1 protein-coding gene is annotated in these 17,337 nt (G+C 40.4%); it reads left to right on the plus strand.

Going from position 1 to position 17,337, the window contains the following annotated elements:
• Positions 1-7 precede the first annotated feature (7 nt).
• Positions 8-17,326 carry a non-ribosomal peptide synthase/polyketide synthase gene (locus ACUC6J_RS12285; RefSeq protein WP_447248908.1) on the plus strand — a complete coding sequence of 5,773 codons (17,319 nt, stop codon included), beginning with the start codon at positions 8-10 and terminating at the stop codon, positions 17,324-17,326.
• The last annotated feature ends 11 nt before the right edge of the window (positions 17,327-17,337 follow it).

The raw sequence follows: 17,337 nt of genomic DNA on the forward strand, positions 1-17,337 counted from the left end.
CGAAGTTATGGATAATTTGATGAAAAGAATAGAATCTCTTTCTCCAGAAAAAAGAAAGCTATTTGAGACGATGCTAAAAGAAAAAGGAAAAGATGTTTCAAAATATACGCCAAATGCCTTTTCTGGAATACCTTCTGCCAGAGAGCAGGAATTTTACCCTATGTCATCTGCCCAGAAAAGGCTGTATATACTAAACGAGCTTGAAGGAGCAGGTACTGCATATAACATGCCAGGCGTCGTACTGCTGGAAGGAAACATTGATGCAGTACGCTTCGAACAGGCATTCAAGGAGCTAGTAAAAAGACATGAGGCTCTGCGCACATCATTTCATATGGTTGAGGGTGAACCAGTACAAAAGGTTCATGATTACGTGGATTTCAGTATTACGTACCTGGAACTGGATGAAGAAAAAGCAGCAGAAATAGTCAAAGAATTCATAACGCCCTTTGATCTTAGCCAAGTTCCATTACTGAGAGTAGGACTTGTAAAAACGAACGAAGACAGGCGTGTTATGATGTTTGACATGCACCACATAGTATCAGATGGTATATCAGTCAATATACTTATGAGTGAGTTTTTGGATTTGTACCAAGGGAAGACCCTTTTGCCACTACGGATACAGTACAAGGATTTTTCTGTATGGCAGAAGGAGATGTTTGCCGGAGACTCAATAAAGAAGCAGGAAGAATACTGGCTCCAGACATTTAAGGGTGATATACCGGTACTGGATATGCCTACTGACTATCCAAGACCGGCGGTACAAAGTTTTGAAGGAGATGCTGTAAGCTTTGAAATAAACCCTGAACTTTCAGTCAAACTAAATAAGCTTGCAACAGATAATGGAGCTACCTTATACATGGTACTGATGGCTGCATATAACGTACTCCTGTCCAGATACACTGGACAGGAAGACATCATAGTTGGAAGTCCTGTAGCCGGAAGGCCCCATGCTGACCTGCAGGGTATCATTGGTATGTTTATAAATACCTTGGCCATAAGGAACTATCCTGAGGGAGAAAAGACCTTCGTCCAATTCTTGCAGGAAGTAAGGGAAAATGCGTTTTTGGCTTTTGAAAATCAGAACTACCAGTTTGAAGAACTTGTAGAAAAACTTAATCTCATGAGGGACATGAGCAGGAATCCTCTTTTTGACACTATGTTTGCACTGCGCACTTCAAACAAGACAGAATTTGCAGCATCGGGTATAAACTTCAAACAATACAACAACTGGCTGGAAGGCAGAAAGGCAAAATTTGACCTTATGCTTGAAGTGGTAGAGGGTCAAGAAGGTATAACATTTAACCTTGAATATTGTACCAGGCTGTTTAAGAAGGAGACAATAAAAAGGTTTGGAACCCATTACATTACCGTTCTTGAAGAGATAACTGCATGCCCTGAAAAAAGGTTGTGGGAAATTGATGTACTGTTACAGGAAGAAAAACAGCAAATCCTATATACCTTTAACGCTACAGAGGCACAGTATTCTAAAAACAAGACTATCCATCAGCTTTTTGAAGAGCAGGCAGAGAAGAACCCTGATCATGTAGCTGTGGTATTTGAGGGTAAAAAGCTTACATTTAGTGAACTCAATAAAAAATCAAATGGGTTGGCCCATGTATTAAGGGCTAAAGGAGTCAAACCGGACAGTATCGTAGGTATTCTGGCAGAACGCTCACTTGAGATGATAGTAGCAATCCTAGGGGTATTAAAAGCAGGAGGGGCATATCTTCCCATAGATCCAGATTATCCTGAGGAAAGAATAAGTCATATGCTGGAAGACAGCCGGGCAGTGATCCTGTTGACCCAATCACATTTTATAGACAAATATACATCAATAGGTACAGTAATAAATTTAGAAGATGAGCAGGAATATTCAGATGAACAATATAACTTATCGGAGGTAAATAAACCTTCCGATCTAGCTTACTTAATATATACCTCAGGCTCTACAGGTAAACCCAAAGGGGCAATGATAGAGCATAGAAACATAGTAAGGCTGTTATTTAACAGTAAAATGCAGTTTGATTTTAACGAAAATGATGTATGGACTATGTTTCATTCTATGAGTTTCGATTTTTCCGTATGGGAGATGTACGGGGCCTTGTTATATGGGGGCAGATTGGTGGTAGTTCCTAAAATGACAGCACGCAGCAATGTAGAGTATCTGAGACTTCTAAGGAATGAGAAGGTGACCGTATTAAATCAGACACCTTCAGCCTTCTATAATATAGCCAATGAAGAAGTATCATATGAAGAAAAAGAACTTAAGATAAGATATGTCATATTCGGAGGGGAAGCATTAAAGCCTGCATTGTTGAAGGAATGGAGAAAGAAGTACCCGCAGACTAGACTCATCAATATGTATGGAATAACCGAGACAACAGTGCATGTCACATATAAAGAGATAGAAGAGGAAGAAATTAGATCTAATGTGAGCAGCATAGGAAGGCCTATACCAACCCTTACAACATATGTAATGGATAAGAACATGAAAGTTGTTCCCATTGGAGTAGCCGGAGAGCTTTGTGTAGGAGGAGACGGAGTTTGCAGAGGATATCTTGGAAGACCGGAGCTTACAAAGGAAAAGTTCGTTCAAAATCCGTACAAGCCGGAAGAGAGGTTATATAGATCTGGAGACCTGGTCCGGTTATTATCTGATGGAGAAATGGAATACCTGGGTAGAATAGACCACCAGGTAAAGATAAGAGGCTTTAGGATAGAGCTTGGTGAAATAGAAGCACAACTGCTAAAGCATCCTTCAATTGAGGAATCTTTGGTGATTGCAAAGGAAGACCATCAGGGCAGTAAATACCTGTGTGCATATATAGCGGGAGAAAATGAGCTGACAATATCAGAACTAAGGGAGCATCTCTTAAAAGAACTGCCCGAATACATGGTACCATCATACTTTGTGCAGCTTGAAAAAATGCCATTGACAGCTAATGGCAAGATAGACAGGAAGGCATTGCCTGAACCCGAAGGTAATATAAATACGGGAATAGAGTATGAAGCGCCTATAGGCGAATTTGAAGAGAAGCTTGCACTGATTTGGCAAGACATCCTTGGAATTAAGAAGATAGGAAGAAATGACAACTTCTTTATGTTAGGTGGACACTCTTTAAAGGCTACAAGCCTTGTAGCGAGAATTCACAAAGAGTTCAATATAGACATGCCTCTTAAGGAAATATTTAAGGCTCCAATTATAGCGGAAATAGCAAGGTATATGAAGGAAGCAAAGGAGAGTATATATCAATCCATCCAAACTGCTAAAGAGATGGAATACTACCCTATGTCATCAGCCCAAAGAAGGCTGTATATATTAAATCAGTTTGAAGGAGCAGGGACAGCATACAATATGCCAGGCAGCTTGCTGGTTGAAGGCAGTATTGATCTGGAGCTTTTTCAGAAGACCTTCCAACAGCTTATAAATAGGCATGAGACCCTTCGAACATCTTTCCATTTCATAGAGGGTGAACCCGTCCAGAAGATCAATGATCCTGTGGGTTTTAGTGTAGTGTATCTAGAATCTGACGAAGAAAAAGTGAGGGAAATCGTAAAAGAATTTATAAAGCCGTTTGATCTTGGAATTGCTCCGCTGCTAAGAGTAGGCCTTGTGAAAACGGGAAAAGACAAGCATGTCATGATGTTTGACATGCACCATATCATATCTGACGGTACGTCCATGGATATACTGGTACATGAGTTCATGGATATGTATGGAGGAAATAACCCTTCTTCCCTCCGTATACAGTACAAGGACTATTCTGTTTGGCAGAAGGAACTATTTGCTGGGGACAAAATAAAGAAGCAGGAGGAATACTGGCTCCAGGAATTTAATGGAGAAATTCCTGTGCTGAATATGCCAGTAGATTACCAAAGGCCTGCGGTTCAAAGCTTTGACGGAGGTTTTATCCGTTTTGAAGCAGGCAGTGAGCTTACGGGAAAACTTATTAAGCTTGCAAGGGATAATGGGGCTACTCTTTACATGACATTGCTTGCTTCATACAACATACTGCTGTCTAAGTATACGGGGCAGGAAGATATTATAGTGGGAAGCCCTATAGCTGGAAGACCTCATACAGATTTACAAGACATAATAGGTATGTTTGTAAATACTTTAGCCATGAGGAACTATCCCCAGGGAGAAAAGACCTTTGCTGAGTTTCTAAAGGAAGTAAGGGAAAACTCTATAAGGGCTTATGAAAATCAGGACTACCAGTTTGAAGAACTGGTGGAAAAGCTTAATGTAAAGAGGGATATGAGCAGGAATCCTCTTTTTGATACTATGTTTGTATTGCAAAATACCGGCTCATCAGAATTGAAGATAGATAGGCTTAAGTTTATACCCTATACAAATGAATTTAGAATATCCAAATTTGACTTGACATTAAATGCTCGGGAAACCCAGGAAGGTATTGCATTTGATTTGGAATATGCCACAAGGCTGTTCAAGAAAGAGACTGTAGAAAGGTTTGCAGCCCATTACCTTAATGTTCTGGAAGAGATAACGGTTTATCCTGGAAAAAGGTTGTCAGAAATTGATATGCTTTCACAGGAAGAAAAGCAGAAAATACTATATGACTTTAACGATACAAAGGTCCGGTATCCTAAGGATAAGACTATACATCAACTGTTTGAAGAGCAGGTAGAAAAGACACCCAATAATATTGCTGTAGTGTTTGAAGATAAACAGCTGACTTATAGGGAGCTAAACGAAAAGGCAAACCAACTGGCCAGAAAATTAAGAGAAAAGGGAATAAAACCTGATAGTGTAGTGGGAATTATGGTAGAACGTTCCCCGGAAATGATCATAGGGATCATGGCTGTCCTAAAAGCTGGGGGGGCTTATTTACCCATAGCTCCTGAATACCCTGAAGACAGGATCCAGTTTATGCTTGATGACAGTGGCAGCCAAATTATTCTGATACAGGATAAATTTATAAATGCTAAAGGTAGTTACAGAAATGCTGAATTTATTAGCATAGAAAATCAGGAACTATTTACTGGGGATGTATCAAATCCAAAGTTAATTAGTAAACCTGAAAACTTGGCTTATGTAATATATACATCCGGTTCTACCGGCAAACCCAAAGGGGTAATGATAGAGAACTACTCCGTAATCAACCGGATCAACTGGATGCAGAAGCAATACCCGATAGCTGAAGGTGATGTGATCCTGCAGAAAACTCCCTATACCTTTGACGTATCGGTATGGGAATTATTGTGGTGGAGCTTTACTGGGGCCAAAGTCTGCCTGCTGATACCGGGAGGAGAAAAAAATCCGGAAGAAATCGTGAAGGCAATCGAAAAAAATAAAGTTACCACAATGCACTTTGTACCATCCATGTTGAGTGTATTTTTAGAGTATGTAGAGGAAAAGGGGATAATAGAGGAAATAGCAAGCTTAAAGCAGGTATTTGCCAGTGGAGAAGCACTGAACCTGAAGCAAGTAGAAAAGTTCAACAAGCTGCTGTACAAAGAAAAAGGAACAAGCCTGCATAACCTGTACGGACCAACAGAAGCAACAGTAGATGTATCCTACTTTGGCTGCTCTACGGAAGAAGAATTGGAGCTTGTACCTATAGGAAAGCCCATAGATAACATTAAGTTGTATGTTGTCAGTAAGGAAAAGGGCCTGCAGCCGATAGGAGTAGCGGGAGAACTATGCATAGCAGGGGATGGACTGGCAAGAGGGTACTTGAACAGACCGGAACTTACAGAAGAAAAATTCGCAGCAAACCCATTCGCACCGGGTGAAAGGATGTACAGGACAGGTGACCTGGCAAGGTGGCTGCCTGACGGCAACCTAGAATATCTGGGCAGGATCGACCATCAGGTAAAGATAAGAGGCTACAGGATAGAACTGGGTGAAATAGAGAACCGGTTATTAAAGCATGAAACAATAAAAGAAGCAGTGGTATTGGACAAAGAAGGAGCTGACGGAAATAAGTATCTTTGTGCGTACGTCGTACCGGATCAAGAAATAACCGTACAGGGGATGAGGGAACACTTGTCAAAAGAGCTCCCGGACTACATGATCCCTTCCTACTTTGTGCGGATGGAAAAGCTGCCATTGACCCCTAATGGAAAAATAGACAGGAAAGCATTGCCTGTGCTCGATAGCAATGTTAATACCGGCGTAGAATACGTAGTACCTTCGGGAGAAATAGAGGAGAAACTTGCGCTGTTGTGGCGGGATATCCTTGGAATAGAGAAGGTAGGAAGAAATGATAACTTTTTTATGCTTGGGGGACACTCGTTAAAGGCAACAAGCCTTGTAGCAAGAATTCACAAAGAGTTCAATATAGACATACCTCTTAAGGAAATATTCAAGACACCAACCATCTTAGAAATTGCCAGATATATTAAAGACTCAAAGGAGAGCCTATATCAGTCAATCCAACCGGCAGGAGAAATGGAATACTACCCTATGTCATCTGCACAAAGAAGGCTGTATATACTAAACCAGCTTGAAGGGGCAGGGACAGCATACAACATGCCTGGTATTATGCTGCTGGAAGGAAGCATTGATACAGCGCGTTTCCAGGAAGTCTTCAGGCAGTTGGTAAAAAGGCATGAGACTCTTAGAACATCGTTCCACATGATCGATGGTAACCCGGTCCAGAAGGTTCATGACCATGTGGAATTCAGCGTGATGTACTTTGAAACTAACGAAGAAAAAGCCGCAGAGTATGCTGGGGAATTTGCCAGACCTTTTGATCTTGGCAAGGCTCCTCTGCTAAGGGTAGAGCTTGTAAAAACGGGAGAAGACAGGCATCTTATGATGTTTGATATGCATCACATTATATCCGATGGTGTCTCCATGGACATACTGATTCGTGAGTTTATGGATCTTTATGAAGGAAACAACCCTCCAGCACTTCGGATACAGTACAAGGACTACGCTGTATGGCAGAATAAACTGTTTGATGAGGGCGGAATTAGCAGCCAGGAGGAATACTGGCTCCAAGCATTCCAGGGAGAAATACCTGTACTGAATATGCCGCTAGACTATCCAAGGCCTGTAATACAAAGCTTTGAAGGGGATTTTTTTAGCTTTGAAGCAGGCAGTGAGCTTACGAATAAATTAAACAAGCTTGCAAGGGATAATGGGGCTACGCTTTACATGACACTGCTCGCGGCATACAACATATTGCTGTCTAAGCACACCGGACAGGAAGACATAATCGTTGGAAGCCCTATAGCCGGAAGGCCACATTCAGACCTGCAGGATATCCTTGGTATGTTTGTAAATACCTTGGCTATGAGAAATTACCCCAAGGGAGATAGTACCTTTGTAGAATTCTTGAATGAAGTAAGAGAAAACGCTCTAAGGGCTTATGACAATCAGGATTACCAATTTGAAGAACTGGTTGAGAAGCTTAACTTGAAGAGGGACATGAGCAGAAACCCACTGTTTGATACTATGTTTACCATGCAAAATGCCTCTAAGGTAGAATTTGCAGTACCTGGTATAAGCTTCAGACCTTTTAATAACGGGCTAGAGTATAGAATATCAAAATTTGACCTATCCATTGATGCAATAGAGCGTGAAGATGGTATGGCTTTTAGCTTTGAATATTGTACTCGGCTTTTCAAAAAAGAGACTATAAAAAGGTTGGCGGCTCATTACCTTAACGTGTTGGAAGAGATAACCGCAAATCCGTTTAAAAGGTTGTCGGAAATAAATATGTTGTCCCAGGAGGAAAAACAGCAAATAATCTATGGCTTCAATGATACAAAAGTAGAATATCCTAAGGATAAGACCATACAAGAGCTATTTGAAGAACAAGTGGAAAAGACGCCTGATAACATAGCAGTAGTATTTGAAGATAAATACTTGACTTACGGAGAACTTAATGAAAAGGCCAATCAACTGGCTTGGATCTTAAGGGACAAGGGATTAAAACCTGACAGTGTAGTGGCTATAATGGTAGACCGGTCCATAGAAATGATAATAGGTGTAATTGCTGTATTTAAAGCAGGAGGCGCGTATTTACCCATAGACACCGAATATCCTGAAGAACGAATCAGATATATGATCGATGACAGCTTGGCTGGAATTATTCTTACGCAAGAACATCATAAAGAAAAAATTAAATTTGATCTTGATATTATAAGCTTTGATGACTGTGTGAATTACAACGGGAGAACAGAAAATCTTCCTGTCATTAATAAATCTTGTAATTTAGCATATGTCATTTATACATCAGGAACCACAGGAAAGCCAAAGGGGATCATGATAGAGCATAGAAGTCTTGTCAACATATCTTACGCATGGAAAAAGGAATATAGGCTTGCGGATATGGATGTAAAGCTGTTGCAAATCGCAAGTTTTTCTTTTGATGTATTTGTGGGAGATGTTTCGAGAACGCTGCTCAACGGAGGCCAAATGGTTATTTGTTCATCCGAGGAGAGATACGATCCTGCACGATTATATTCACTTATTAAAACCCATAAAATAACCATCTTTGAATCCACACCGGCACTGATTATTCCTCTTATGGATTATATCCATGATAATGCTTTGATTATTGATAGCCTCAAGTTGCTTATACTTGGATCAGATACTCTCTCTGTGGAAGATTATGAAAGATTACAATCCTGGTATGGAGAGAAACTGCGGGTTGTTAATAGCTATGGGGTTACTGAGTCCACCATAGATTCCAGTTATTACGAAAAGAGACTGGGAAGCTATTTGGAATCCGGGAGTGTACCTATCGGAAAGCCAATGCAAAATATAAAATACTACGTTGTTGACAAACACTTGAGACCTCAGCCTACAGGGGTTTTGGGTGAGTTGTGCATAGGGGGAGAAGGGCTTGCAAGGGGATATCTAAACCGGCCCGAACTGACAGCTGAAAAATTTGTACCTAACCCGTTTATATCAGGGGAAAGGATGTATCGTACAGGGGATCTGGCCAGATGGCTGTCTGATGGGAATATGGAATTTTTAGGAAGAGTAGATCATCAGGTAAAGATAAGGGGATTTAGAATAGAGCTGGGGGAAATAGAAGCACAACTGCTAAAGCACGTTTCAATAAAGGAAGCAGTGGTTATTGCAAGGGAAGATCAGAAGGGAAACAAGTATCTGTGTGCCTATGTGGCAGGGGAAAATGAATTAACAATAGCAGAACTAAGGGGACATCTCTTAAAGGACCTTCCAGACTATATGATACCATCCTATTTTATGCAGTTAAAAAAGCTGCCGCTGACTCCCAATGGCAAAATAGATAGGAAGGCATTGCCCGAACCTGACGGCAATATCGATGCTGGAATAGAGTATGTCGCACCCTTGGGTGAAGTGGAGGAGAAACTTGCGGGGTTGTGGCAGGATATCCTTAGTATAGAGAAAGTGGGAAGAAACGACAATTTCTTTGAGCTGGGGGGACATTCCTTAAGGGCAGCAAATCTTATTGCCAGGATTCACAAAGAGTTCAATGTAAACATACCGCTTAAAGAAATATTTAAGAACCCAAATATGTCTGAAGTTGCCGAGTGCATCAAGATTGCAAAGGAGAGTGTATTTCATTCTATTGGGCCGGCTGGGGAGATGGAGTACTATCCAATTTCATCCGCCCAGAAAAGGCTGTATATTCTAAACCAGCTTGACGCAGTTGGGATGGCATACAACATGCCTGGTATTATGCTAATTGAAGGCAAACTCGATAAACTGCGCTTTGAACAGGCTTTTAGGGAGCTTGTTGACAGACATGAGTCTTTCCGTACTTCATTCCATATGATAGATGGTAAACCGGTACAAAAGGTCCATAGCAATGTGGATTTTAGTGTTATGTATATGGAAACCGATGAGGAAAGAGCTGCGAAAATAGCCAGTGAATTTATTAGGACCTTTGACCTTGATGAGGCTCCTTTACTTAGGGTTGGGCTTATAAAAGTTGGAGAAGACAGATGTATTATGATGTCTGATAAGCACCATATTATATCTGACGGGGTGTCTGACGACATACTGGTAAGAGAATTTATGAGCCTGTATGAAGGTAAGGAACTTCCGGAACTTAAGATTCAGTACAAGGATTTTTCCGTATGGCAGAACAGGCTGTTTGCTGATGGGACAATTAGTAAGCAGGAAGAATACTGGCTCCAAGTATTCAAAGGAGAAATTCCTTTGCTTAATATGCCGCTAGACTACCCTAGGCCAGCTATACAGAGTTTTGAGGGAGATGTGATCAGTTTCAAAGCAGGCAAGGAGCTTGCTGTTAAACTGAACAAACTTGCAGTGAATAATGGTGCCACGCTCTACATGGTACTTTTAGCTTCATACAATGTCCTTTTATCCAAGTACACCGGACAGGAAGATATTATAGTTGGAAGTCCCGTTGCAGGAAGGCCGCATACTGATCTTCAGGACGTTATTGGTATGTTTGTAAACACGCTAGCCATGAGGAATCACCCTCAAGGTGGAAAGACTTTTGTGGACTTCCTTAATGAAGTAAGAGAAAACTCCTTAAGGGCTTACGAAAACCAAGATTACCAATTTGAAGAACTGGTAGATAAGCTTAACCTGGAAAGGGATCTGGGCAGAAATCCACTTTTCGATACTATGTTTGTACTGCAAAATATCGAGGCATCAGAAGTGAAGATGGATGGGCTAAGGTTTATGCCCTATGACAGTGAAGTAAGAATATCCAAGTTTGACTTGACTTTAAACGCTGAGGAAACAGAGGACGGTATTGCATTTGAATTGGAGTATGCTACCAGGTTGTTTAAGAAAGAGTCAGTTATAAGGCTTATTGCCCATTACCTTAATGTATTGGAAGAGGCAGCAGCCTTTCCTGAAAAAAGGCTATTAGAAATTGATATGCTGTCACAAGACGAAAAACATCAAATATTATATGAATTTAATAATACAAAAGCAGGATACCCTCGGGAAAAGACCATCCATCAGATTTTTGAGGAACAGGTGGAACGGACACCCAATAATATTGCTGTAGTGTTTGAAGATAAACAGCTGACTTATAGGGAGCTAAACGAAAAGGCAAACCAACTGGCCAGAAAATTAAGAGAAAAGGGAATAAAACCTGATAGTGTAGTGGGAATTATGGTAGAACGTTCCCCGGAAATGATCATAGGGATCATGGCTGTCCTAAAAGCTGGGGGGGCTTATTTACCCATAGCTCCTGAATACCCTGAAGACAGGATCCAGTTTATGCTTGATGACAGTGGCAGCCAAATTATTCTGATACAGGATAAATTTATAAATGCTAAAGGTAGTTACAGAAATGCTGAATTTATTAGCATAGAAAATCAGGAACTATTTACTGGGGATGTATCAAATCCAAAGTTAATTAGTAAACCTGAAAACTTGGCTTATGTAATATATACATCCGGTTCTACCGGCAAACCCAAAGGGGTAATGATAGAGAACTACTCCGTAATCAACCGGATCAACTGGATGCAGAAGCAATACCCGATAGCTGAAGGTGATGTGATCCTGCAGAAAACTCCCTATACCTTTGACGTATCGGTATGGGAATTATTGTGGTGGAGCTTTACTGGGGCCAAAGTCTGCCTGCTGATACCGGGAGGAGAAAAAAATCCGGAAGAAATCGTGAAGGCAATCGAAAAAAATAAAGTTACCACAATGCACTTTGTACCATCCATGTTGAGTGTATTTTTAGAGTATGTAGAGGAAAAGGGGATAATAGAGGAAATAGCAAGCTTAAAGCAGGTATTTGCCAGTGGAGAAGCACTGAACCTGAAGCAAGTAGAAAAGTTCAACAAGCTGCTGTACAAAGAAAAAGGAACAAGCCTGCATAACCTGTACGGACCAACAGAAGCAACAGTAGATGTATCCTACTTTGGCTGCTCCACGGAAGAAGAATTGGAGCTTGTACCAATAGGAAAGCCCATAGATAACATTAAGTTATATGTTGTGAGTAAGGAAAAGTGCCTGCAGCCGATAGGAGTAGCGGGAGAACTATGCATAGCAGGGGATGGACTGGCAAGAGGGTACTTGAACAGACCGGAACTTACAGAAGAAAAATTCGCAGCAAACCCATTCGCACCGGGTGAAAGGATGTACAGGACAGGTGACCTGGCAAGGTGGCTGCCTGACGGCAACCTAGAATACCTGGGCAGGATCGACCATCAGGTAAAGATAAGAGGCTACAGGATAGAACTGGGTGAAATAGAGAACCGGTTATTAAAGCATGAAACAATAAAAGAAGCAGTGGTATTGGACAAAGAAGGAGCTGACGGAAATAAGTATCTTTGTGCGTACGTCGTACCGGATCAAGAAATAACCGTACAGGGGATGAGGGAACACTTGTCAAAAGAGCTCCCGGACTACATGATCCCTTCTTACTTTATGCAGATGGAAAAGCTGCCATTGACCCCTAATGGAAAAATAGACAGGAAAGCATTGCCCGAGCCTGACGGAAGTATGAGTACGGGAACAGAATATGTAGCGCCGCGGAATGAAGTGGAAGAGAAACTGGTTGAAATATGGCAGGAAGTGCTTGGAGCAAAACAGGTAGGAATAAGGGACAACTTCTTTAAAATAGGCGGAGATTCTATACGTGCAATATCATTAGTCAGCACAATATGCAAAAAGTTGGATATAAACATCCAAATCAGGGATATATACATGAATCCTGATATTGAGAGATTGTCTGCATTCTTAAAAGTAAAAGATACGGAAGCTTTTAACAGTAAGATGGGTAAAGCAAGGGAAGAACTGGAGTTATTTAAACAGCGAATATTGATGAATGAAACTCTCTCAGAAAAGTTACCTTCGGACATGGAAGATATATATCCGATGAGTCACATAGAGCTGGGTATGATTTATCATTCCAAAAAAGACTATGAAAATGCAGTTTATCATGACCAATTTGCATTTCATCTGAATGACAAAGACTTTGATTTCCCAGCATTTAAAGAAGCGATGCTTCTAATGACGTCAAAACATGATATTTTAAGGACGGTTTTTAATTTAGAGGATTTTGAAACTCCTGTGCAAATTGTTTACAAGGGCAGTAGTCTTGATATTGAGCAGATAGATATCATGAATTTTAGCAGGACAGGGCAGGTTGAGTATATAAACAAATATTTGGAAAATGACAGAGCGAATCCGTTTGATATATCAAAGCCCCTTTGGAGGATAAGAATATTCAAACTTGACGCAAACCATATTTGTCTGGTTCTGATATTCCACCATGCTATCCTGGATGGCTGGAGTGTTGCTTCATTGATTACGGAAGTTTCAAACCTATACTCTAAGCTTAAGCAAGAAAAAGATTATATACCAACACGGCTTAAATGCAGCTATAAAGATTATATAGCAGACCAAATGACAATTAAGGACAACCAGGAAGTAATTAATTATTGGAGAGAGGAATTAAGTGAATATAAAAGGTTGAATATGCCTGCAAATATTCATGGAAAAACAAAAAAATCTTATAAAGTAGACCATGTAACACGCCATTTAAGTCAGGAATTTTTAGGTGATTTAAGAAGTACTGCCAGAAGATATGATGTAAGCTTAAAGACACTTTGCTTTGCTGCATACACTTATATGCTCAATATGCTTTCATACGAGGATGACTTTGTCGTAGGTTTGGTAGAAAATAACAGACCTGTATGCGAAGATGGAGATAAGATGCTGGGGTGCTTCTTAAATACGGTTCCCGTCAAAATGTGTTTTGATAAAATCGATATATGGGAGGAATTGATAAAAGTTGCAGAAAAGAAATTAATAAACTTAAAGCTTTATGGAAGACTGCCTTTATTTGAGATCATAAATATCCTGGGCGGAAAAGAAAACAAAGAGGAAAATCCTTTATTTGATACCATATTCAATTATGTGGATTTTCATATATATAACGAGATAATAAACAAAGAAATCGCTGATGTTAAAGATAGAATTTCAGTTGATGAATATGAAGCAACCAATACAAGTCTTGACTTTACAGTAAGTAATACATTCGATGATCTTAATATAAGCTTGATCTACTCGGACAAAGTATTGGAAAGAAAACAGGCAGAAGAGTGTATAGACTATTTTATTAATATTTTAAATATGTTTATCCATAACCCCAAAGGGTCAGTTGACAAGCTTATTATATTAAGTCATGAAGAAAGAAAGCAGTTGCTGATAGACTTTAATGATACTAAGAAAGACTATCCGCAGGACAAAACCATACATGAGCTGTTTGCTGAGCAGGTGGAAAGGACACCTGACAACATAGCTGTGGTATATGAAGACAAGCACTTGACTTACAGGGAATTGAACGGAAAGGCAAATCATTTGGCCAGAGTATTGAGGAACAAAGGGGTAAAGCCTGACCGTATTGTAGGAATTATGGCCGAACGTTCATTTGAGATGATTGTGGGGATATTTGCCATATTGAAAGCTGGAGGGGCGTATCTGCCGATAGATCCTAATTATCCTGATACAAGGATAAAGTATTTGTTGGACGATAGTGGTTCCCAGATCCTTTTGACCTCCAGGACTTTTATGGAAAATAAGCAGATTGATGCGGATATTATATATCTGGAGGAAGAATATTTAAATGAAGAGAACTCAAAGCTTGAAAATGTAAACAAACCCTCGGACCTTGCGTACGTCATTTATACATCAGGTTCGACAGGGAAGCCCAAAGGTGGAATGATTGAGCATACTAGCGTTGTAAACATAATTACAGCCCTCCAGGCCATGTATCCGCTTAAAGCGGAAGACGCTTTTCTATTTAAAACAACTTATACCTTTGACGTATCCGTAGCTGAGATATTTGGCTGGTTCCTCAACGGAGGAAAGCTTGTAATATCACGCCAAGGTGTGGAAAAGGAAGCTATGGAGTTAGTAGAGGTAATAAACAAGCATAAGATAACCCATGTAAACTTTGTACCATCAATGCTGAATATAATGGTACAGACTTTAAAAGATAATGGTATAAAACTGCCATCAACTCTCAGGTATATTTTTGCTGCTGGAGAAGCGCTGCCCAAAAAGCTTGTCCATGAGCTTTTCGATGTCTCAGAGAACACATCTCTGGAAAATATCTATGGGCCTACAGAGTCCACGATATATGCAGCGGGTTACAGTATAACAAAGAAAATAGCAGAAGAACTTATAACAGTACCTATAGGGAAAGCTTTACAGAATGTATACCTTTATATACTGGACAAGCACAACCAATTAACTCCTGTAGGAGTGGCCGGTGAACTTGTGATAGGTGGAAGCGGTCTTGCAAGGGGCTATTTGAATAGACCTGAACTGACAGCAGAAAAATTTGTACCTAACCCGTTTATTCCCGGCGAAAAAGTGTACCGCACAGGGGACTTAGTAAGGCGGCTTCCTGATGGGAACATCGAATTCATGGGCAGGATCGACCACCAGGTAAAGATAAGAGGCTTTAGAATAGAGCTTGGAGAAATTGAAGCACATCTGGTGAAGCACACTGCTATTAAGGAAGCAGTGGTTATTGCAAAGGAAGAGCAGCAAGGGAAGAAGTACCTGTGTGCATATATTGTAGGGGAAAATGAATTGACCATTTCCGAGCTAAGGGAGCATCTCTTAAACGAACTACCTGACTACATGGTACCAGCATATTTCATGAAGGTGGAACAGATGCCATTTAATGCCAATGGTAAAATTGATCGGAAAGCATTGCCTGAACCACAGGGGAATATTAATACCGGAGTAGAGCATGTAGTTCCTAGAAACGAAAGAGAAGAAATACTGGCCAAAGTATGGGAAGACGTACTAAAAACTGAAAACATCGGGGTAAAAGATAATTTCTTCAGCCTTGGAGGAGACTCAATAAAAGCCATACAGGTAATGTCGCGTCTTAACGTCCATGGGCTAAAGCTTGAAATGCGGGACTTATTCAAACATCCTGTAATTGAGGAACTCGTCGAATATATACAATCTACAAGCCGAAGAATTCATCAAGGCCCGGTAGAAGGCATAGTACCGATAACACCTATACAAAGATGGTTGTATAAACAAGACAGCAAGGATATTCATCATTTTAATCAGGAAATAATGATATATGGGCGTAACGGATTTGAAGAAGCTATTATTCGAAAAGTATTGTCAAAGCTTGTAGAGCATCACGATATTTTTAGAACAGTGGTAAAAATAGAGGATCAAAATATACTCCAATACAACAAAAACCTTGAAGGTGAACATTTTTCATTGGAAATTGTAGACCTTAGGGACAGCTATAATTACCGGGAAAAAATAGAGCTGGAAGCGTCGAGGATTCAGAGGAGCATGGACTTGTATAACGGTCCTTTAGTTAAGGTTGGTCTGTTTAAGACTAAAGAAGGGGACCACCTGCTAATAGCTATTCACCACCTTGTAGTTGATGGGGTATCGTGGAGAATCATACTGGAAGATTTGGACATAGGATACAGACAGGCGCTAAACAATGATGAAATAAAATTCAGCAACAAGACCGACTCTTTCAAAGATTGGGCACAGAGGCTTGATGAGTATGCCAATAGCCCTGAACTATTAAAAGAAATAAATTACTGGACCAATTTGGAAAAAACTGAAACAATACCGCTTCCAAAAGACCGAGAGATTGAAGAAAGAAGGTATATGAATAACAATAGCGTCAAGATCGAGCTGAGTATTGAAGAGACTGAGAAGATGCTAAAGCGGGTAAACCATGCTTATAACACAGAAGTAAACGACATATTGCTTACCGCCTTGGGATTAGCAGTGAGGGAATGGACCGGAAATGATAAGGTTCTGATCAGTCTGGAGGGGCACGGCAGGGAGGAAATCATTAAAGACATTGACATAAGCAGGACCGTGGGATGGTTCACCACCCAGTATCCCGTGGTGTTAGATGTCAGCGGACAACTCGATATTTCCCGCATGATCAAATCGGTAAAAGAAAACATCAGGCAGATACCTAACAAAGGGATAGGTTACGGCATACTAAAATATCTTACCTTGCCGGAAAACAAAGCCGATTTAAACTTTAATCTAAACCCTGAAATAAGCTTCAATTACCTCGGTCAATTCAACCAGGATAATGTAGACAATTTATTTGGAGTGTCTGATATTCCTGCCGGAGAGTCTACAGGACCAAACTATAAAAGTGAGTATTGTATTGATATTAACGGCGGAACTGTAGAAGGCGGGAAGCTGGAATTAAACTTTAGCTACAACCAGGGCGAGTATGAGAAGAGTACTATTGAAGGGGTAGCGGTGAGTTTTGAAAAGCATTTAGTAAACATAATAACCCATTGTGCAGAAATGGACTATTCAGAAGCTACACTCAGTGATTTTACAGTAGACGATCTGAATATGGATGAGTTTGAAGACGTATTGAATAACTTCGAATAAAAAGAGTTTGT

It is taken from the genome of Paenibacillus sp. JJ1683 (genome assembly GCF_053006485.1).